The following is an 18866-nucleotide window of genomic DNA, read 5'->3' as shown; positions in this document are numbered from 1 at the left end:
CAACTTGCGCGCCGCCCGGCGTCGCCGGTCATTTGCTCCCGGCGCGCGATCGGCCGGCTTCGCGCAACGCATCGACGAGCGTTTCTTCCACCGGCGTGCGCGCGGCGTCGTTGCGGCGAATCAGGCCGATGGGCTCGTCGGTGCCGGCGAAGGGCATCGGCAACGCGGCGAGCAGCCCGAGTGCGATGTCCTGCTCCACCGCGCCGGCGGGCACGAACCACACCGCGTCGTTGTTCATCGCGAGCGAGCGCCCGAGCGACACCGACAAGGTTTCGACGAGCGCCGTCAGCGCATGCGCGCCGAACGCCGTCAGCACGCTTTCAGCCGATTGACGAATCAACGTGCCGAACGGCGGCACGACGATCACGAAGCGCGCGAGCAAGGCGGGCGTGAGCGGCGTCTCGAGCGTCAGCGGATGCTCGCGGCGCACGACCACGGCGAGCGGCTCGCGATAGATCTGCTCGAAGGACAGCCCGTGCATCGCCTCCGGCTCCGACAGCCGCCCGACGACGAGATCGACGTCGCCCGCCTTGAGCTTCTCCAGGAGGAGCGCGTTGGAATCCGTCCAGACGGACAGCGACACCGCCGGCCACTGTTGCCGGAACGACATCAGCGCGGGCGAGAGCAGCACGGGCGCGACCGTCGGCAAGATGCCGATTGCAATGGACCCGGGCATGTCGCCGCGTTCGCGCAAGAGCATGTCGACGCCCTCCCGCAAGGACGCGACACACGCGCTCGCGTGCGGCGCGAAGAGCCGCCCCTCGCGCGTGGGCACCGCGCCGCGCCGCCCGCGCTCGAAGAGCCGTACGCCTAGAATGGATTCGAGTTCTCCGATTGTCTTGGAGACTGCGGGCTGCGTGATCGACAAGCTGTCGGCGGCGCGCTGCACGCTGCCGAGCTGCGTGACGGCAAGAAAACACTGCAGATGCCGGAACTTGACGCGGGTGTTGGTGAAGTCGGTATCCATGACGATCCGTTATGCAAGATGGCACGAAACATCATTTTCCATAACTTGCGTCGTTCTATAAAGTAGCCGTCAGAAACATCCTATTCAACTTCCACAAATACAGGAGACAGTCGACATGACCTCCCCCATCCTCACACCGCGCGATTGGGAATCCCATCCCGCGTATCTGTCGCCGGGCTACAAGTCGTCGATCCTGCGCAGCCCGGGCTTGCCGCTCATTGCGCTGAAGGAAAATCTGCGCAACCGACGTGTGCCGGTCTACGGTGCTGACGATCTGGGCGTGCTCGACAACGATCTCACCCGCAACGCCGCCAAGAACGGCGAACCGCTCGGCGAGCGCATCATCGTGACGGGGCGGGTGCTCGACGAGGGCGGCCGTCCGGTGCGCAACACGCTCGTGGAAGTGTGGCAGGCGAACGCCGCGGGCCGCTATGTCCACAAGGCCGACCAGCACGACGCGCCGCTCGACCCGAACTTCCTCGGCGCGGGCCGCTGCCTGACCGACGACGAAGGCCGCTATCGCTTCATGACGATCAAGCCGGGTGCGTATCCGTGGGGCAATCACCCGAACGCGTGGCGTCCGCAACACATCCACTTCTCGCTCTTCGGCGAATACTTCGGCTCGCGCCTCGTCACGCAGATGTACTTTCCCGGCGATCCGCTGCTCGACCTCGATCCGATCTACCAGGGCATTCCCGAGCATGCACGCGAGCGTCTCGTCTCTTCCTTCTCGATCGACACGACGCAGGAAAACTACGCGCTCGGCTACGAATTCAACATCGTGCTGCGCGGCCCGGATCAAACGCCGACGGAGTAACCGAACATGACCACGCTGAAACAGACCCCTTCGCAGACCGTCGGACCGTACTTCGCTTACGGCCTGGTTCCCGAGCAATACAACTTCGATCTGAAGAGCCTCTTCACCGCATCGGCGGCGGATCGTGAAGTGCCGGGCGAGCATATCGCCGTCGTCGGCAATGTCTTCGACGCCGAAGGCAAGCCCGTCAACGACGCGCTGATCGAAGTCGCCCAGGCCGATGCGAACGGCCGCTATGTGCAGAACGTGCAGGAAGCGCGCGAATCGGGCTTCCGCGGCTTTGCCCGCGTGGGCACGGGCACGGATCCGAAGCTGCGCTTCATCGTCGATACGGTGAAGCCGGGCGCGACCGCCGATGACTCCGCACCGCATCTCGACGTCATCGTGCTGATGCGCGGCATGCTGCTGCATGCGTACACGCGCATCTACTTCGAGGACGAAACCGAAGCCAATGCGAAGGACGCCGTGCTGCAGAGCGTGCCGGCCGAGCGCCGTCATACGCTGATCGCGAAGCGCGAGGCGGGCGCGTCGGGCAAGCCGGGTTCGTCGGGCACGATCTATCGTTTCGACATCCATCTGCGCGGCCCGAACGAGACCGTATTCTTCGATCTGTAAAGTTTCTCGCAGCAGTTGTTTGAAACGAAAGGCGTCCGGCACTGCGCTATAGTGTCGGACGCCTTTTGTCTTTTATCCGCTTTCTTCCATGTCCGACGCTCCCACGCCCAGCCCGCTCTACGTCAAGCTCCTCGGTGAAACCGCCCAGATCGGATGGTCCGAACTGGAGCGCTTCTTCGCGCAAGGCAAGCTCATCTGGGTGAAGGGCGATCTCGATCTCGTGAGCGTCGCAGAATCCCTCGCCGCCGACGACACGCAACAGGTCGCGCAATGGCTCGCCGCCGGGCTGATCGAGCGCATGCAGGCTGAGACGGCTGCGGATCTCGCCGCGCGCGATCCGCAATTGTGGGCCGTCGTCCTCTCGCCGTGGGTCTGCGTGCAGGAACGCGGCTGATTTCACGGCCTCGAAACGCGCTAGCTCCGGTCGACGACGTAATCCGTCCAGAGCACGACGAGAATCGTCATCAGCGCCGGGCCGATGAACAGCCCGATCAGCCCGAAGGTCTCCGCGCCGCCGAGAATGCCGAACAGCACGAGCAGAAACGGCAACCGCGCCGAACCGCCGATCAGCACGGGCCGCACGAAGTGCTCGGCGACAAACACCACGATCATCCCGAACACGGCGACGCATGCCGCCGCGATCATCGAGCCCTGCGCAAGCAGCCACAGCGCCGAACCGAGAAACACGATCGGCGCGCAAAACGGCAGCATCGCCGCGACGGCCGTCAGCATGCCGAGCAACGTGGCGTGCGGCACGCCCGTCACCGCATAGGCGATGCCGAGCAGCGCGCCCTCGCCCAGCCCGACGACGACGAGACCCACCACCGTGCTGCGCACCGACTCGCCCATGCGCCGCACGATCGCGGCGCCATCCGGGCCGAACGCGCGGCGCGAGCCCGCGAGCAGTTGCTCGCCGAGCTTCGAGCCCGCGAGAAACACGAAGAAAAGTGTCATCAGCATGAAGCCGAAGATGACGACGGCGTGGACCACGCGACCGCCGAAGTGCCGCGTCATCGCGACGACGTTCGCGCCGTGCAGGTTCTTCACGGCGGGCGAAGTTTCGAGCGGGGTGGAGAGATTCTCCTGCCACCAGCGCCCGATCTGCTGCGAACCCATCGGCAGATGTTCGATGAAAGCGGGCATCGGAATGCCGGTGCGCAATACCTCGTGAAACCAGTGGAGCATGTCGTGCGCTTCGTTCGCGGTCTGCGCCGCGACGATGAAGAACGGCACGACGAACAACAGGCCGATTGCCGCCGTCAGCACGACGGCGAGCAGGTTGTGATGCCGCCTGAACATCGGCCGGCGCTCGAGCCAGCCGAACGCGGGCCATAGTGCAATCGCGATCACGCTCGCCCACACGACCGCCGGAATGAAGGTGCGCGCCGTATAGAGCGCGACCAGCACGAGCACCGCATAGAACACCGCCGACGCGGCGCGCTGCATCTTGCGCGTGTGTTCCGATGCGCCCGATGTCGGATCGTTGCGCGGTTGGATCGCCATGAGTGAGTGGTTCCTCTTCGTGATGTGTCGATTGTCGGCAGAACATGAATCGCCCGCCAGCATTGTAATCACGCACGAATCATTCCACTCGATGCGCGCAGTGATGCACTTTATTTACAAAAGGCATGTTTCGCGCTCCCTATAATCAAAACTCGCCATCGACGCAGGAATCTTGCAAATGAAGGACATAGCCTCACGCGCAACGGCTGGCGCATGCTTGTCGCTCGCACTGCTCGCCGGATGTTCCAGCGGCCTCAACCGGTCGAAGGAAGATCAGTTGAACGCGCAAAACGGCATCATCATGTTGCCGGTCAAAGGGGGCGTGGAGATGCGGTTGCCCGAGGCACCGCTCTTCGATAGCGACGAATCGACGATCCGCGCGGGCTATTCGCCGCTGCTCGATCGCGCGGCTCAAGTATTGAAGCGCAGCATGCGCCCCATCTTGATCGAGGGCCATACCGACAACCAGGGCACGCTGGCCTATAACCGTGCGCTTTCCGATGCGCGCGCCCAGGCGGTCGCACAAGCGTTGATCGCGCGCGGCGTACCGGCCGAGCGCATCGCGACGAAAGGCATGGCGTGGCAGCGGCCGATCGCCAGCAACGACACGGCGCAAGGCCGCGCGCTGAACCGCCGTGTGGAGATTCTGGTGCGCGCCGAGAGCGAAGAGACGCTGCTCGGCACGCCCGCGAAGGTCAAGCGCTAGCCGCCTGCTCCACCTCCAGCACGAGCAACTGCGAGCCGTCGGCGACCTGATCGCCGACTTCGAACAGAATCTCGCCGATCTTGCCCGTGGCCGGAGCGACGATCGTATGCTCCATCTTCATCGCTTCCATTACCATCAGCGGCGCGCCCTTCGTCACCGTCGCGCCCGCCTCCACGAGCACCGCGATCACCTTGCCGGGCATCGGCGCCGTGAGACGGCCTTCGTGCTCGGCATCGCCCGCATGGGCCATCAGGTTCTGCCACTCGAACTGGAACGCCGCGCCTTCGTGGAAGACGTGGAAGACGTCGCCGTCGGTGAAGACGTGGCCCTTGATCAGCGCATCGTCGAGCCGGACCGCGAATGACGTCGCGCCGCTGTGCGACCAGTCGAAGCGCGCGCTTTCGTCATCGAACCGCAAATGCTTGTCGCCGTTCTTCGTGAACACGACCTTGAGCGTTTCGTCCGTATCGAGCGCACGCCAGTTCAAATCCTGGCTGTAGCCGCCCGCCATGCGCCAGTGCGACAGCGCATCCCACGGCGACTGGCCATGCGCCTCGCCGCCCTCGCGCGTGAGCAGCGCCGCGCACGCGAGCGCAAGCCCTTTCTTGCGCGAGACGTGAGTAGGCTCGAACAGCGCGTCGTGATGACGCTCGATCAGGCCCGTGTCGAGATCGCCCGCGCTGAACGGCTCGCTCTTCACGATGCGTTGCAGGAACTCCACGTTCGTCGAGAGCCCGACGATCTCGCACTCCGCCAGCGCGCGCGCCATGCGCGCGAGCGCATCGCGGCGGTCGCGGCCATGCACGATCAGCTTCGCGATCATCGGATCGTAGAACGGCGTGATCGCGTCGCCCTGACGCACGCCGCTGTCCACGCGCACGTCGCCGTCGATCGAGAACTCGACCGCGTGCGGCATGCGCACGTGCTTGAGCGTGCCCGTCGACGGCAGGAACCCGCGCGACGGATTTTCCGCGTAGATGCGCGCCTCGATCGCGTGGCCGTGCACCTTCAGCTCGTCCTGCTTCAGCGGCAAGGGCTCGCCCGCCGCCACGCGCAGTTGCCATTCGACGAGATCGAGCCCGGTCACCATCTCCGTCACCGGATGCTCGACCTGCAAGCGCGTGTTCATCTCCATGAAGTAGAACTGGCCGTCCTGCGTCAGGATGAATTCGACCGTGCCCGCGCCGACGTAATTCACCGCGCGCGCCGCCGCGACCGCGGCTTCGCCCATCGCGCGGCGGGTTTCGTCGTGAAGGCCCGGGGCGGGCGCTTCTTCGAGCACCTTTTGATGGCGACGCTGCACGGAACAGTCGCGATCGAAGAGATAAACCGCGTTGCCGTGCTTGTCGGCGAACACCTGGACTTCGACGTGACGCGGGCGCAACAGATACTTCTCGATCAGCACGCGATCGTTGCCGAAGCTCGACGCCGCCTCGCGCTTGCACGATGCGAGCGCCGCCGCGAAGTCCTCGCTCTTCTCGACGACACGCATGCCCTTGCCGCCGCCGCCCGCGCTCGCTTTCAGAAGCACCGGATAGCCGATGCGATCCGCTTCGCGCTGAAGCAGCGAAGGATCCTGATCGTCACCGTGATAGCCGGGCACGAGCGGCACGGAAGCGGACTGCATCAGCGTTTTCGCGGCCGCCTTGGAACCCATCGCGCGGATCGCTTCGACGGGCGGTCCGATAAAGACGAGACCCGCCTTCTCGCACGCATTGGCGAAGTCCTCGTTCTCCGACAGAAAGCCGTAGCCCGGATGAATCGCCTGCGCGCCGGTCTTCTTCGCTGCTTCGACGATGCGCTCGATGCGCAGATAACTCTCCGCCGCGGCCGATCCGCCGACATGCACCGCTTCATCGCAGACATCGACGTGCTTGGCTTTCGCGTCCGCGTCGGAATAGACGGCGACGCTGCCCACGTTCAGGCGCTTTGCCGTCGCCGCGACACGGCACGCGATCTCGCCGCGGTTCGCAATCAGTATTTTGTTGAACATGGCATTACATCCGTGGGTCACATGCGGAACACGCCGAAGCGCGTGTCTTCGATGGGTGCGTTCATCGTCGCCGCCAGGCCGAGGCCCAGCACGTCGCGCGTTTGCGCGGGATCGATCACGCCGTCGTCCCACAGACGCGCGCTCGCGTAGTACGGATGCCCCTGCGCCTCGTACTGATCGCGGATCGGCGCCTTGAACGCTTCTTCTTCCTCCTTCGACCACGTGCCGCCCTTCTTCTCGATGCCGTCGCGCCGCACGGTCGCCAGCACGGAGGCGGCCTGCTCGCCGCCCATCACCGAGATGCGCGCGTTCGGCCACATCCACAGGAAGCGTGGCGAATATGCGCGGCCGCACATGCCGTAGTTGCCCGCGCCGAACGAGCCGCCGATGATCACCGTGAACTTCGGCACCTTCGCCGTGGCCACGGCCGTCACCATCTTCGCGCCGTTGCGCGCGATGCCTTCGTTCTCGTACTTACGGCCGACCATGAAGCCCGTGATGTTCTGCAGGAACACGAGCGGAATCTTGCGTTGCGCGCACAGCTCGATGAAATGCGCGCCCTTCAGGGCGGATTCGCTGAAGAGAATGCCGTTGTTCGCGACGATGCCGACCGGATGGCCCCAGATATGCGCGAAGCCGCAAACGAGCGTGGTGCCGTAGCGCGCCTTGAACTCGTCGAACGCGGAATCGTCGACGATGCGCGCGATCACTTCGCGCACGTCGAAGGGCTTGCGCGTATCGACGGGGATCACGCCATAGACGCTTTGCGGGTCATAGCGCGGCGGCAGCGGTTCTTTCAACGCGAGCGTCGGCGTCTTCACGCGATTCAGATTGCCGACGATGCTGCGCGCGATGCCGAGCGCATGCGCGTCGTTCTGCGCAAGATGATCGGCGACGCCCGAGAGACGCGTATGCACGTCGCCGCCGCCCAGATCTTCGGCGCTGACTTCTTCGCCCGTTGCGGCTTTGACGAGCGGCGGGCCGCCCAGAAAGATCGTGCCTTGATTCTTGACGATGATCGATTCATCGCTCATCGCGGGCACATACGCGCCGCCCGCGGTGCACGAGCCCATCACCACGGCGATCTGCGCGATGCCTTGCGCCGACATGTTCGCCTGGTTGTAGAAGATGCGGCCGAAGTGATCGCGGTCGGGGAAGACGTCGTCCTGATTCGGCAGGTTCGCGCCGCCCGAATCGACGAGATACACGCACGGCAAACGGTTCTGCTCCGCGATTTCCTGCGCGCGCAAATGCTTCTTGACGGTCACGGGATAGTACGTGCCGCCCTTCACGGTCGCGTCGTTGCACACGACGACGCACTCCTGCCCCGCAATGCGCCCGATGCCCGTGATGATGCCCGCGCCCGGGGCGTCGTCGTTGTACATGCCGTATGCCGCGAGTTGCGACAGTTCGAGAAACGGCGTGCCCGGATCGAGCAGTTGCGCGATGCGATCGCGCGGCAGCAGCTTGTTGCGCGACACGTGCCGATCGCGCGCGGCCTGTCCGCCGCCTTCCGCGATCTTCGCGACCTTCTCCTTGAGGTCTGCGACGAGCGCCTCGAGCGCCGCCGCATTCGTGCGGAACTCCTCGCCGCGCGGATTCAGTTTCGATTCGATGATCGTCATGTCGCGCGCCTCAGGCCGTCTCGGCGAACAGTTCGCGGCCGATCAGCATGCGGCGGATCTCGCTCGTACCCGCGCCGATTTCATAGAGCTTCGCATCGCGCCACAGCCGACCGACCGGGTACTCGTTAATGTAGCCATTGCCGCCGAGAACCTGAATGGCTTCGCCGGCCATCCACGTGGCCTTTTCGGCGGTGTAGAGGATGACGCCCGCGCAGTCCTTGCGCACCTGGCGGACGTGGTCCGAGCCGAGCGTATCGAGCTGGCGGCCGACAGCGTAGAGATACGCGCGGCAGGCCTGCAGCGTGGAGTACATGTCCGCGACCTTGCCCTGAATGAGCTGGAATTCGCCGATCGCCTGGCCGAACTGCTTGCGATCGTGGATATACGGTACGACCGCGTCCATGCACGCGAGCATGATGCCGGTCGGACCGCCCGCGAGCACGGCGCGCTCGTAGTCGAGGCCGCTCATCAGCACCTTCGTGCCGCCATTCAGTTGACCGAGGATGTTTTCTTTCGGCACTTCGACGTTCTCGAACACGAGCTCGCCGGTATGCGAGCCACGCATGCCGAGCTTGTCGAGCTTCTGCGCGACGGAAAAACCCTTCATGCCCTTCTCGACGATGAACGCCGTGATGCCGCGCGGACCGGCTTCGATGTCCGTCTTCGCGTACACGACGAGCGTGTCGCAGTCCGGGCCATTGGTGATCCACATCTTCGTGCCGTTGAGCACGTAGTGATCGCCTTTTTCGTCGGCGCGCAGCTTCATGCTGACGACGTCCGAGCCCGCGTTCGGCTCGCTCATCGCAAGCGCGCCGATATGCTCGCCCGACACCAGCTTCGGCAGATACTTCTGCTTTTGCGCTTCCGTGCCGTTGCGATGAATCTGGTTCACGCACAGATTCGAATGCGCGCCGTACGACAATCCGACCGACGCCGACGCCCGCGAAATCTCCTCCATCGCGACCATATGCGCGGTGTAGCCCATGTTCGCGCCGCCGTATTCCTCGGAGACGGTCATGCCGAGCACGCCGAGGTCCCCGAACTTTTTCCAGAGATCCATAGGAAACTGGTCGCTATGGTCGATTTCGCCCGCGCGCGGCGCGATTTCCTTCGCCGCGAAATTGGCGAGCGAGTCGCGCAGCATGTCGATGTCTTCGCCCAACGCGAAATTCAGTCCGGGTACGTTGCTCATGAGTCGTCTCCTCCAGATGCGATGTTTTCGGCGCGCCCTGAATTTGAGTTTCACTCACACAGGGCAGCAAACCACGGAATGAGGCAATTTCACGCTCAAATCGGCTAGCCGTCAATAGGTTTTTGAGCTACGCTCACATTTATTTCGCACGCTCATTTTTCCGGGCCCACGCCAATGTCGACGCAAACTACCGCCACCGGCCGCCGCGCGCCCGCCGGCGTCAAATCGCAGCAGCGCGTGAAGGACATCCTCCAGGCGGGTCGCGACGTGTTCGCCGAGAAAGGCTACGACGCCGCGACGAGCGCCGAGATCGCGCAACGCGCGGGCATCTCGGAAGCGACCGTGTTCAGCTACTTCAGCGGCAAGCGCGAACTATGCGCGCGCGTGATCGCCGATTGGTACGACGAAATCATCAACGCTTTCGAGACCGGCCTGCCGCGCGACGGCTCGGTGCGCCAGCAGTTTGCGTTCATCGTCAGGACGCACATGCGCTTGATGCTCATGAACGGAACAGGGCTGTGCGCGCTCGTGCTGTCCGAAGGCCGCAGCAAGCAGCACGATCTGTCGGACACGCTGACGGAATTGCAGCGCCGCTATACCGCGCCGCTGATGGACGTGCTCGCACGCGGCCAGGCGCTCGGCCATGTACGCAGCGACCTGCCGTTGCGCCTTTTGCGCTCGCTCGTATTCGGCCCGATGGAGCACGTGCTGTGGGATGCGACGCTTGCCAAGCGCCGTCTGAGTCAGACTCAGATCGAGACGACGGCGAACGAACTGGTGGAAGTATTGTGGACGGCGCTACAGCCGCCGAATGCGCAACTGGCGGCGCTCGCGCAGTTCCGGCAAGACGTGGAGGAAGCGTCGCGGCGCTTTGAAACGAGCGCCGCGCGAGAGAAGCCTACTTCCTGATGAAGCGTAACGCGAAGCGCGCGAGCTTCGGCACGGTGGTCGGGCGCAAAAGCCGCGCGTCGTAGCCCCCCATCCGGCGATCGTTTTCAGCGAGACACAGTTCGATCAACGAGCGAACCGATACGTCACCCGCCACCGAATCGCCGACATTCGCAGGAAAGTTCACGTCCTGCGCCGCACCGCTCTTGTCGAAGCCGCGCGCGAGCGAGATGCGGTCGCGGATCAGCGAGAACCAGACGCTCGCGGTCTTCGCCAGGAACCACGGCTTGCGATACCAGGGCAGGCTGCGCCGATACCACGCGACCCAGTTCGCGAAGAACAGAATGTGCCGCGCTTCTTCCTGAATGACCGGCTCGAAAGTTTCGACGAGCGCTTCGGGGAAATATCCCGATTGCCGCGCCGCCTCGAAAAGCCCGAACGCGAAGAAACTGTCGATGCACTCGCTGTAGCCCGTGAGCATCCATGCACGCAGCGCATCGGCGGGCGCGGGATACGGCGGCTCCGGCGCAAGGGCGATGCCGTACGCCTCGACCAGCTTCGAGAGCACGAGCTTGTGCCGCGCTTCTTCGCCGCCGTTCATGCGCAAGGCTTCCCGCAGTTGGGGGTCCGCGACGGTGCCCGCGTAGGTCGCGACGCGAATCGACGCGCGCCCCTCGGTCTGAACGGCGATATCCCAGATCGGCAGCGAAGTCACACGCTTCAGCGCGGCGGGATCGAGCTTCGGCCAGTCGATGACAGCGGGCTTGTACGGATTGTGTGTCGTCAGCAGCATCTCGCAGAACATGCGCTTGTGCAGGTCCGAACCGATCGGAATGGTCCCCATCGACCGGTACGTCCAGTTGCGCATCGCATGATCTGCTTCGAGTGTGTTGAGCGTATCGGACATATTCGAATATTGGCCGCCGATTGGGTACGTTCTGCGGATTTTGGCATACGGGAGGCTGACTCACAGCATCGCGCGCTTTTTGCGCCTAGCGCGAGATTTTCTCCAGCGCGAGATCGCGCGTTGGCGGCCCCATGAAGCCAATCGCCGCCATCACGATCAGCATCGCCGGCGCAATGAACACGAAGACTCCGGTCGTCCCTGATCTTTCCCGCCCGTTCGATACCGCTTCTTCCCGATCATGGGCACGGCGCTCGTCTCGCTGCGATGCTGCTGCTCTCGACGCTCGACCTCGACACGCCGCTCGCCGTCATGAACATCTACATGGCGCTGCTCGGCCTCGGGCTCGGCATGGTGATGCAGGTGCTCGTGCTCGCGGTGCAGAACGTCGTCGAGTTCCGGCTGACGGGCGTGGCGACCTCCAGCGCGACACTGTTCCGCTCGATCGGCGGCTCGGTCGGCGTGGCGGCATTCGGCGCGATCTTTTCAAACAGCTTGCGGTCTCGCCTCGAAACGCTGATTCCGCCGGGCACCGAGCTGCCGCAATCGCTCGGACCGCAGGCGGTCGCGCATCTGCCGGCCGCGTTGCATGACGATTACCTGCACGCGTTCGCGGGCTCGATGCACACGGTCTATCTCGTCGCCGCGTGCATTGCGCTCATCGCTTTCGCGCTATCGTGGTTCCTGAAGGACCATCCGCTCAGGAAGCGCTGATGGAAAAGGAACGCGAAGAAAAGCTCTAAAGCCCTGCTATCCGGGCTTTTACTAGCTCCCGAACTATTTTGGCTTGGTAACCTTCTGCCGATTCTGAGCGGACACGATCCGCGGAATGCCATGCTCCGGCGCTCATCGACGCGCCGGACGCCCGGATACGAGACCTTCCGGGCTGAACTGACCACCTTCTGGAGTTAAAACAGTGAAGAAACTGCTCGCGGCACTGACGATGTCCCTTCTCGCCGCCACGTCGCTCACCGCCGTCACGCCGGCGCTTGCGAAGGACTATTCGACGATTCGTTTCGGCGTCGACGCAAGCTACCCTCCGTTCGAATCGAAGGGTGCCGACGGCAAGCTGGTCGGTTTCGACATCGATCTCGGCAACGAGATTTGCGCGCGCCTGAAAGCGAAGTGCGTGTGGGTCGAGAACGATTTCGACGGCATGATCCCCGCGCTCAAGGCGAAGAAGTTCGACGGCGTGCTCTCGTCGATGTCGATGACGCCGCAACGCGCCGAACAGATCGCCTTCTCGAGCAAGCTCTTCAACACGCCGACGCGCCTCGTCGCGAAAAAGGGCAGCAACATTCTGCCGACGGCTGAAAGCCTGAAGGGCAAGAACGTGGGCGTCGAACAAGGCACGATCCAGGAAACCTACGCCAAGACCTACTGGGCGCCGAAGGGCGTGACGGTCACGCCGTATCAGAACCAGGACCAGGTCTACGCCGACCTGATTTCGGGCCGTCTCGACGCCGCGCTGCAGGACGCCGTGCAGGCCGAAATCGGCTTCCTGAAGACGCCGCGCGGCGCAGGCTATGACTTCGCCGGCAAGAACATCGACGATCCGAAGACGCTCGGCAACGGCGCGGGCATCGGTCTGCGCAAGGAAGACACCGACCTGAAGGCGAAGATCGACAAGGCGATCGCCGACATCATCAAGGACGGCACCTACAAGAAGCTCGAGAAGAAGTACTTCGACTTCGACGTGTACGGCGGCTAAGCCTCACGCTCACGCCGACCGGCTGAGAAACGGGCTCCGCGCTCAAGGGCGCGGAGCCCGTTTTCCTTTTGGAGGCCCGCCGCGCCGATTTCGGCTAAGATCGAACGTCCGGTAGGACGCCGACGGACGGAGACACCGCGGCGCCCGGCAATTCCCAGAGGCAAGACCCGCGCATTCGCGTGCGCGCGACCAACATGCAAACCAGAACTCATCCCCTGATTTCGCCGACGCTCGGCACTTCCCGCACCATCACGAGTTTTCACTACGGCCCCGGTGGCGGCCAGAAGATCTATATCCAGTCCTCGCTGCACGCGGACGAACTGCCCGGCATGCTCGTCGCGTGGCGTCTGCGGCGCCTGCTCGCCGAATTCGAGGCAGCGGGGAAGCTGCGCGGCGAAGTGGTCATCGTGCCGGTGCCGAATCCGATCGGCCTCTCGCAGCATCTGCACGGCACGCTGATGGGCCGCTTCGAGACCAACAGCGGTCACAACTTCAATCGGAATTTCTACGATCTCGCCGCGCTGATCGCGCCGCGGATCGAAGCGCGCCTCGGGAAGGACGCCGGCGCCAACAAGCTCGCGGTGCGCGCCGCGATGAAGGAAGCGCTCGACGAACAGACGCCGCACACCGAGCTCGAATCGCAACGCCTTGCGCTGCAGAAGCTCTCCTTCGACGCCGATGTCGTGCTCGATCTGCACTGCGATCTCGACGCCGCGCTGCATCTCTACACGAACCCGGACATCTGGAACGAAGTCGAGCCGCTCGCCCGCTATCTCGATGCGAAGGCTTCGCTGCTCGCGCTGAATTCGGTCGGCAATCCGTTCGATGAAATCCACAGCTTCTGCTGGTCGGATCTGCGCCAGCGTTACGGCGAGCGTTTCCCGATCGAGAACGGCGGCATCTCGGTGACGGTCGAGCTGCGCAGCCAGCACGATGTCTCCTACGAGCTCGCCGAAAAGGACGCGCGGGCGATCGTCAACTATCTGATCCATCGCGGCGTGATCGATGCGCCCGTGCCGGAGCAGCCGCCGCTCGTGCATCCGGCGACGCCGCTCGCAGGCGCCGAGCCGATCGTCGCGCCGGCGTCCGGCGTACTCGTGTTCCGTGCGGAAGTGGGCGCGTTCATCGAAGCGGGCGCGCCGATCGCCGATATCGTCGATCCGCTCACCGACACCGTCACCACGCTCAAATGCACGACCTCGGGCGTGATGTACGCGCGGCACATCACGCGTTTCGCGACCGCGGGGCTCGAAGTGGCGCGCATCGCGGGCGCGAAGGCTTATCGGACGGGCTCGCTGTTGTCGGCGTAAGCGCTGCTTGCGTCAGAACGGCGCAAGACAGCATTGCGCGGCCACGATCTTCCACCCGCCGCCGATGTCTCCCCACGTTCGCGTGTAGCGCAAGCTGCCCGCGAACGGGGCGCCCGCGAAGGTCCCTGAAAGCGCCACACGCGTCACCGTGACGGCAAAGGCACCGTACACGCGCACGCTCTGTTCTTCGACATCCAGCTTCTCGATACGCTGCATGCCGTAGCGATGCCCATTCAGGTCGTCGGCCTTGGTCCACACCTTGCCGGTCGCATCGACGAAACTCAGGTCGTCGGCCAATAGCGCATCGAGCGCGTCCACGTCCGACGCCACCATCGCCTTCTTCAGGCGCTCCTCCAGTTCGCGGATTCCTTGCTCGTCCATGATTTCGCTCGCGGTGACGGAACCGTGAGCATCGCATCGGACCTGCCGGATGCACAAGCGGCGATGTTTCACCAGCCGTGTTGCACACACGACACACCGCAAGCGGGTTGCAAGCAGTGTCACATTTCTTTCTTCAGCGATCGCTACATTTGCGCCCGTCGCCGCCACGCGCCGTCAGAGCGCGACGCACCGCAGACACCGTCAACAACCACACCGCGAACCAACTCACGGAGCTTGTTTTGAAGAAGAACCTCCTGGCGACCGCCGCGCTCGCCGCATTTGCCGCCCTCGCCGCCACCTCCGCCCACGCGCAAAGCAGCGTGACCCTCTACGGCATCATCGACGCCGGCATCAGCTATGTGAACAACAGCTCCGCGAGCCCGACGCGCGCCGGCGATTCCCTCGTCAAGTACGACGACGGCGTCGCGCAAGGCAGCCGTTGGGGCCTGCGAGGCGCCGAGGATCTCGGCGGCGGCCTGAAGGCCATCTTCACGCTGGAGAATGGCTTCAACAGCGGCACGGGCACGCTCGGTCAGGGCGGCGCGGAATTCGGCCGTCAGGCCTACGTCGGTCTCGCGCAGAACAACGTGGGCTCGCTGACCTTCGGTCGTCAGTACAGCTTCAGCACCGACTACCTCGGCTCGAACTATGCGATCGGCGGCCAGACCGTCGCGGGTAACTACGCGTACCACATGAACGACTTCGACCAGCTGACGTCGAGCCGCATCAACAATGCGGTCAAGTTCTCGAGCGCGAACTTCTACGGCTTCACGTTCGGCGCGATGTACGGCTTCTCGAACACGGCCGGCGCCTTCGCGGGCACGCCCAACACGACGGTCGGGACCACGACGACCCAGGGCTCGTCGCGCGCTTACAGCTTCGGCCTGAACTACAAGGCCGGCCCGCTCGGCATCGGTGCGGCGTACACGGACATTCGTTATCCGACGGCTGCGACGCCGGCATTCAGCTCCACGATCGCCAACATCAACACGACCGGGACGACCAACAACGCGAAGGATCTGCGCACGTTCGGCATCGGCGCTAACTACGCGTTCGGCGCGGCGACGGTTTTCGGCCTGTGGACGAACACGCGCTTCGAGCCGATCGTCGGTTCGAGCTCGCGCCTGAACGCGTTCGACATCGGCGGCAAGTACGCATTCACGTCCGCGATGACGGCCGGTCTCGGCTATACCTACATGGACCTGTACGACAATTTCAAGGGCCACTGGCACCAGATCGACGCGAGCTTCGATTACGCGTTGAGCAAGCGTACCGACGTGTACGCGCTCGCGGTCTATCAAAAGGCGTCGGGGTCGAACAACGGCGTCGAGAATCAGGCGTCGATCGGTTCGTCGTCGTCGAGCTACTTCGGCACGTCGGGACTGGGCGAAAACAACCAGCTCGCGTTCCGCGTCGGCATCCGCCACAAGTTCTAAGCCTCGGCCGCTCGGCCGACATGAATCGGGCCGCGTCGAGCGGCCCGTTTTTTTGCTTCGCGCGATTACTTGCCTTTCTTGCCTGGCCTTGTGATCGTCCATGGCGATGGCCGCGAGCAAGGTCGCCGTCACCGCGCCGAGGCTGAAGCCGCGAAAGCTCTTCTCCCCCGTGGTTCGTTCGGGGCCCTTCCTGGGTCGAAGATCGTCCGGTACGCTGCGACGAACGACGCGCACTTACCTTAATTCGCAATCTTGACTACGCGGAATTTTTATCGATCCATGCTTTCACGATCCCAAAAAGCAAACAGCGGCCGAAGCCGCTGTTCTCACATCGGGACGCAGACTGCCAGGCGTCTTATTCCGCCGTTTCGAGCAACGGATAATCCGTATAGCCCTCGGCACCGGCCGCATAGAACGTCGACGTATCCCAGTCGTTGAGCGCTGCGTCGAGTTCGAAGCGGCGCACGAGATCCGCATTCGCGATGAAGGGCTTGCCCCACGCGACCGCGTCCGCATCGCCGCGAGCGATGATCGCTTCGGCGCTTGCCTTCGAGAAGCCTTCGTTGGCGATATAGACGCCGCCGAACGCCTTCTTCAATTGCGGCCCGAGGCTGTCCGCTGCTTCATGCTCGCGCGCCGCGATGAACGCGATCTTGCGGCGGCCGAGCTCACGCGCGACATGACCGAACGTCGCGGCGCGATCGCTGTCGCCCATCGTGTGGGAATCCGCACGCGGCGCGAGATGCACGCCGACACGATCCGCACCCCACACATCGATACATTGATCGACGACCTCGAGAAGCAGACGAGCGCGATTCTCGATCGAACCGCCGTAAGCGTCGGCACGCTTGTTGGTGCTGTCCTGCAGGAACTGGTCGAGCAGATAGCCGTTCGCGCCATGCACTTCGACGCCGTCGAAGCCCGCGCGCTTCGCGTTCTCCGCACCCTTGCGGAATGCCGCGACGACACCGGCGATTTCATCGAGTTCGAGCGCGCGCGGCGTCACGTACGGACGCTGCGGACGCACGAGACTCACATGCCCGCCGGCCGCGATCGCGCTGGGCGCCACCGGCAGCTCGCCATTCAGGAAGACCGGATCCGAGATACGGCCTACGTGCCACAACTGCAGGAAGATCTTGCCGCCCGCGTCATGTACGGCCTTCGTCACGAGCTTCCAGCCTTCGACTTGTTCGTCGGACCAGATGCCCGGCGTGTCCGCATAGCCGACGCCTTGCGGCGTGACGGAGGTCGCCTCGCTGAGAATGAGACCCGCCGCTGCGCGGTCCGCGTAGTACTGCGCCATCAGCGCGTTGGGCACGCGCTCGACGCCCGCGCGCTGACGCGTGAGCGGCGCCATGATGATGCGGTTCTTGAGCGTGAGTGCGCCGAGCTTGAGCGGATCGAAGAGTGTCGACATGAATTGGTGTCCTAATGAAGTTGAAAGAAGACTTTCACCGTGCGGTAAGCAAAACTCAGAGATTCCGAATGGAATCGCGGAACGCCTGGATGACCGCTTCGTCGCGCTTGAAGAACACCCACTGTCCAACGCGCTTCGTGGTAACGAGTCCGGCTTTTTGCAAGGTCGCGAGATGCGCGGAAACAGTGGACTGCGACATGCCGCAGCGCCCATCGATCTGGCCCGCGCAGACGCCATGCGACAACGGCAGTTCCTGATCAGGGAAATGCTGCTGGGGCTCCTTCAGCCATTCGAGAATCTCGCGGCGAAGGGGGTTGGCGAGGGCCTTGTGAATTGCGTCGATGTCCATTTCGTTGCTCGTGCGTCTGACGATTGGAACGCACAGGTTGTTCGAATCGTCTTGCGGCGAAGTATATATCGTAAATTCACGATATGCAAATCGTGACATGACGAGCGTCGTGCAGAATATTGTCAGAAGTCGCTCCGCGCGTTGTCAGTAACTGCCGCCGCCCGGCACGGTCTGGTACGCTCCCGGGTTTCACCGGCCGTAAGAAACTACGAAACCTTATGGATACTCCTTTCAACGAACGTGGCGTCACGCTCTCGCGCGCCGGCCTGTCGGCGTCGGGTCAGATGATTCCGCTGCGCGATTTGCGCGCCGCGCGCGTCGTGATGATTCCGCGCCAGAAGCCGCTGCCCGTCATCATTGCGCTGCTCGGCCTCGTCGCGCTCGGGGCGGGAATCATCACCGGCTCGGGTGCGGCGCTCGTGCTGGGCGTGATGACCACCGTGGTGGGTTATCTCACGTGGATCACGCAGGACGTGATCTATCAGTTGATAGTCGCGACGCCCGACGGCGAGCGCGAAGTGCTCATCACGAAGGATCAGGAATTCGCGGACAAGGTGGCGGCGCTCGTCGGCGAGGCAGTCGCGAAACACGCGGCAAGCGCGGCGGCCAAGCCGCAAGCGTGATCTTGATACGGCGTTTATACGGCGGCGCACCACTTTAGCCCGGCCTTTAGGCGCGCGACGCTACAGTGCAAGCGTTGCCACTACGAGCCGTCATCGGACGGCTTACATCGATGGACCTCCGCACATCCGATTCAGCCGGCCTTCCCCATACGCTCAGCGGCGGCTCGCCACGCCGCCGCGAAACGCGTCGTTGCGTCGCCTTCGATCTGACCGTTCCGGGACTCGACTCGTCAGCCGCGCGTGAAGTCCTCGCGTATGCATTCGGCGCGCGTGCGCAGGCGTATGTCGTCGAGACGAGCCGTCTTCACGACTGCACGACGCTCCATGTCGAGACCGACAGCGAAGACATCAACGACGTCATCGGCACGCTCACCGCACATTTCCCTCACGCAACGCTCGGCCGCGTGTCGGGCGACACGCGGCACTGAG

Annotated in this window: 19 protein-coding genes and 1 pseudogene; 11 read left to right on the top strand and 9 right to left on the bottom strand. The window is 63.9% G+C overall.

From position 1 onward, the window contains the following. Positions 1-28: 28 nt before the first annotated feature. Complete coding sequence (gene pcaQ, locus NCT32_RS15700) at positions 29-967, bottom strand: pca operon transcription factor PcaQ (RefSeq protein ID WP_061118192.1); 939 nt, start codon at positions 965-967, stop codon at positions 29-31. Between the two features lie 115 nt (positions 968-1082). On the opposite strand from pcaQ, the gene pcaH reads away from it, so the two are divergent. From pcaH to NCT32_RS15685, 3 genes are all read left to right on the top strand, one after another. Next, positions 1083-1784, top strand: coding sequence for a protocatechuate 3,4-dioxygenase subunit beta (gene pcaH / locus NCT32_RS15695; RefSeq protein ID WP_061118193.1), 702 nt, complete (start codon positions 1083-1085; stop codon positions 1782-1784). Between the two features lie 6 nt (positions 1785-1790). Continuing rightward, positions 1791-2399: a protocatechuate 3,4-dioxygenase subunit alpha gene (pcaG, locus tag NCT32_RS15690; RefSeq protein ID WP_061118194.1), complete on the top strand. Its 609-nt coding sequence runs from the start codon at positions 1791-1793 to the stop codon at positions 2397-2399. A gap of 88 nt (positions 2400-2487) precedes the next feature. After that, complete coding sequence (locus tag NCT32_RS15685; protein WP_061118195.1) at positions 2488-2793, top strand: DUF2288 domain-containing protein; 306 nt, start codon at positions 2488-2490, stop codon at positions 2791-2793. A gap of 20 nt (positions 2794-2813) precedes the next feature. Here NCT32_RS15685 and NCT32_RS15680 read toward each other — a convergent pair whose 3' ends face one another. After that, positions 2814-3902: an AI-2E family transporter gene (locus NCT32_RS15680; protein ID WP_061118196.1), complete on the bottom strand. Its 1089-nt coding sequence runs from the start codon at positions 3900-3902 to the stop codon at positions 2814-2816. A gap of 178 nt (positions 3903-4080) precedes the next feature. On the opposite strand from NCT32_RS15680, the gene NCT32_RS15675 reads away from it, so the two are divergent. Next, positions 4081-4608, top strand: a complete 528-nt coding sequence (locus NCT32_RS15675; protein ID WP_061118197.1) for an OmpA family protein — start codon at positions 4081-4083, stop codon at positions 4606-4608. Here the strand turns inward: NCT32_RS15675 and NCT32_RS15670 are convergent. Genes NCT32_RS15670 through NCT32_RS15660 form a run of 3 tightly spaced genes read right to left on the bottom strand, consistent with a single transcriptional unit; the run spans position 4598 to position 9418 of the window. Beyond that, positions 4598-6601, bottom strand: a complete 2004-nt coding sequence (locus NCT32_RS15670) for an acetyl/propionyl/methylcrotonyl-CoA carboxylase subunit alpha (RefSeq protein ID WP_061118198.1) — start codon at positions 6599-6601, stop codon at positions 4598-4600. The two genes, NCT32_RS15675 and NCT32_RS15670, sit on opposite strands and share 11 nt — an antisense overlap. Positions 6602-6618: 17 nt before the next feature. Continuing rightward, positions 6619-8226 (bottom strand): carboxyl transferase domain-containing protein, encoded by a 1608-nt coding sequence (locus tag NCT32_RS15665; RefSeq protein WP_061118199.1) that lies wholly within the window; start codon positions 8224-8226, stop codon positions 6619-6621. Between the two features lie 10 nt (positions 8227-8236). Then, positions 8237-9418 carry an isovaleryl-CoA dehydrogenase gene (locus NCT32_RS15660; RefSeq protein WP_061118200.1) on the bottom strand — a complete coding sequence of 394 codons (1182 nt, stop codon included), beginning with the start codon at positions 9416-9418 and terminating at the stop codon, positions 8237-8239. 174 nt (positions 9419-9592) lie between these two features. Between NCT32_RS15660 and NCT32_RS15655 the strand changes: the two genes are divergently transcribed. Further along, on the top strand, positions 9593-10327 hold the full coding sequence (locus NCT32_RS15655) for a TetR/AcrR family transcriptional regulator (RefSeq protein WP_061118201.1): 735 nt from the start codon (positions 9593-9595) through the stop codon (positions 10325-10327). On the opposite strand, the gene NCT32_RS15650 is transcribed toward NCT32_RS15655, so the two are convergent. After that, positions 10317-11213, bottom strand: a complete 897-nt coding sequence (locus NCT32_RS15650) for a hypothetical protein (RefSeq protein ID WP_061118202.1) — start codon at positions 11211-11213, stop codon at positions 10317-10319. The genes NCT32_RS15655 and NCT32_RS15650 overlap by 11 nt on opposite strands. A gap of 217 nt (positions 11214-11430) precedes the next feature. Here NCT32_RS15650 and NCT32_RS15645 point away from each other — a divergent pair. From NCT32_RS15645 to NCT32_RS15635, 3 genes and pseudogenes are all read left to right on the top strand, one after another. After that, a pseudogene (locus NCT32_RS15645) lies at positions 11431-11924 on the top strand (EmrB/QacA family drug resistance transporter); the annotation flags it as partial. 202 nt (positions 11925-12126) lie between these two features. Continuing rightward, entirely contained in the window at positions 12127-12921 is a 795-nt protein-coding gene (locus tag NCT32_RS15640) for an ABC transporter substrate-binding protein (RefSeq protein WP_061118204.1), read from the top strand. Between the two features lie 194 nt (positions 12922-13115). After that, positions 13116-14231, top strand: coding sequence for a succinylglutamate desuccinylase/aspartoacylase family protein (locus NCT32_RS15635; RefSeq protein ID WP_061118351.1), 1116 nt, complete (start codon positions 13116-13118; stop codon positions 14229-14231). 12 nt (positions 14232-14243) lie between these two features. On the opposite strand, the gene NCT32_RS15630 is transcribed toward NCT32_RS15635, so the two are convergent. Beyond that, positions 14244-14612, bottom strand: a complete 369-nt coding sequence (locus tag NCT32_RS15630; protein ID WP_061118205.1) for a nuclear transport factor 2 family protein — start codon at positions 14610-14612, stop codon at positions 14244-14246. A 239-nt stretch (positions 14613-14851) separates the two neighbouring features. Here NCT32_RS15630 and NCT32_RS15625 point away from each other — a divergent pair, with 239 nt between their 5' ends. Beyond that, complete coding sequence (locus tag NCT32_RS15625; protein ID WP_061118352.1) at positions 14852-16048, top strand: porin; 1197 nt, start codon at positions 14852-14854, stop codon at positions 16046-16048. 355 nt (positions 16049-16403) lie between these two features. Here the strand turns inward: NCT32_RS15625 and NCT32_RS15620 are convergent, their stop codons facing one another. Together NCT32_RS15620 and NCT32_RS15615 are read right to left on the bottom strand one after the other, a co-directional pair. After that, on the bottom strand, positions 16404-17465 hold the full coding sequence (locus NCT32_RS15620) for an alkene reductase (protein WP_061118206.1): 1062 nt from the start codon (positions 17463-17465) through the stop codon (positions 16404-16406). 55 nt (positions 17466-17520) lie between these two features. Beyond that, the gene (locus NCT32_RS15615) at positions 17521-17814 is read right to left on the bottom strand and encodes a helix-turn-helix transcriptional regulator (protein WP_061118207.1); all 294 of its coding nucleotides are present in this window, start codon (positions 17812-17814) and stop codon (positions 17521-17523) included. A gap of 218 nt (positions 17815-18032) precedes the next feature. On the opposite strand from NCT32_RS15615, the gene NCT32_RS15610 reads away from it, so the two are divergent. Together NCT32_RS15610 and NCT32_RS15605 are read left to right on the top strand one after the other, a co-directional pair. Next, the gene (locus NCT32_RS15610; RefSeq protein WP_061118208.1) at positions 18033-18437 is read left to right on the top strand and encodes a DUF6232 family protein; all 405 of its coding nucleotides are present in this window, start codon (positions 18033-18035) and stop codon (positions 18435-18437) included. A 110-nt stretch (positions 18438-18547) separates the two neighbouring features. Next, on the top strand, positions 18548-18865 hold the full coding sequence (locus NCT32_RS15605) for a hypothetical protein (protein ID WP_250490431.1): 318 nt from the start codon (positions 18548-18550) through the stop codon (positions 18863-18865). Position 18866 lies beyond the last annotated feature (1 nt).

The sequence above is a fragment of the Caballeronia sp. INML2 genome (assembly GCF_023631365.1).
Classification (GTDB): Bacteria; Pseudomonadota; Gammaproteobacteria; order Burkholderiales; family Burkholderiaceae; genus Caballeronia; species Caballeronia turbans.
The sequence above is the reverse complement of the archived record's forward strand: the minus strand, read 5'-3'. Positions and strand labels throughout refer to the sequence as shown.

Excerpts from the sequence above, each read along its gene's own strand:
- NCT32_RS15670 (WP_061118198.1), bottom strand. The coding sequence starts at position 6,601 with ATGTTCAACAAAATACTGATTGCGAACCGCGGCGAGATCGCGTGCCGT.
- NCT32_RS15665 (WP_061118199.1), bottom strand. The coding sequence starts at position 8,226 with ATGACGATCATCGAATCGAAACTGAATCCGCGCGGCGAGGAGTTCCGC.
- NCT32_RS15675 (WP_061118197.1), top strand. The coding sequence starts at position 4,081 with ATGAAGGACATAGCCTCACGCGCAACGGCTGGCGCATGCTTGTCGCTC.
- NCT32_RS15610 (WP_061118208.1), top strand. The coding sequence starts at position 18,033 with ATGGATACTCCTTTCAACGAACGTGGCGTCACGCTCTCGCGCGCCGGC.
- pcaQ (WP_061118192.1), bottom strand. The coding sequence starts at position 967 with ATGGATACCGACTTCACCAACACCCGCGTCAAGTTCCGGCATCTGCAG.
- NCT32_RS15680 (WP_061118196.1), bottom strand. The coding sequence starts at position 3,902 with ATGGCGATCCAACCGCGCAACGATCCGACATCGGGCGCATCGGAACAC.
- pcaG (WP_061118194.1), top strand. The coding sequence starts at position 1,791 with ATGACCACGCTGAAACAGACCCCTTCGCAGACCGTCGGACCGTACTTC.
- pcaH (WP_061118193.1), top strand. The coding sequence starts at position 1,083 with ATGACCTCCCCCATCCTCACACCGCGCGATTGGGAATCCCATCCCGCG.
- NCT32_RS15630 (WP_061118205.1), bottom strand. The coding sequence starts at position 14,612 with ATGGACGAGCAAGGAATCCGCGAACTGGAGGAGCGCCTGAAGAAGGCG.
- NCT32_RS15660 (WP_061118200.1), bottom strand. The coding sequence starts at position 9,418 with ATGAGCAACGTACCCGGACTGAATTTCGCGTTGGGCGAAGACATCGAC.
- NCT32_RS15620 (WP_061118206.1), bottom strand. The coding sequence starts at position 17,465 with ATGTCGACACTCTTCGATCCGCTCAAGCTCGGCGCACTCACGCTCAAG.
- NCT32_RS15605 (WP_250490431.1), top strand. The coding sequence starts at position 18,548 with ATGGACCTCCGCACATCCGATTCAGCCGGCCTTCCCCATACGCTCAGC.
- NCT32_RS15685 (WP_061118195.1), top strand. The coding sequence starts at position 2,488 with ATGTCCGACGCTCCCACGCCCAGCCCGCTCTACGTCAAGCTCCTCGGT.
- NCT32_RS15615 (WP_061118207.1), bottom strand. The coding sequence starts at position 17,814 with ATGGACATCGACGCAATTCACAAGGCCCTCGCCAACCCCCTTCGCCGC.
- NCT32_RS15650 (WP_061118202.1), bottom strand. The coding sequence starts at position 11,213 with ATGTCCGATACGCTCAACACACTCGAAGCAGATCATGCGATGCGCAAC.
- NCT32_RS15635 (WP_061118351.1), top strand. The coding sequence starts at position 13,116 with ATGCAAACCAGAACTCATCCCCTGATTTCGCCGACGCTCGGCACTTCC.
- NCT32_RS15655 (WP_061118201.1), top strand. The coding sequence starts at position 9,593 with ATGTCGACGCAAACTACCGCCACCGGCCGCCGCGCGCCCGCCGGCGTC.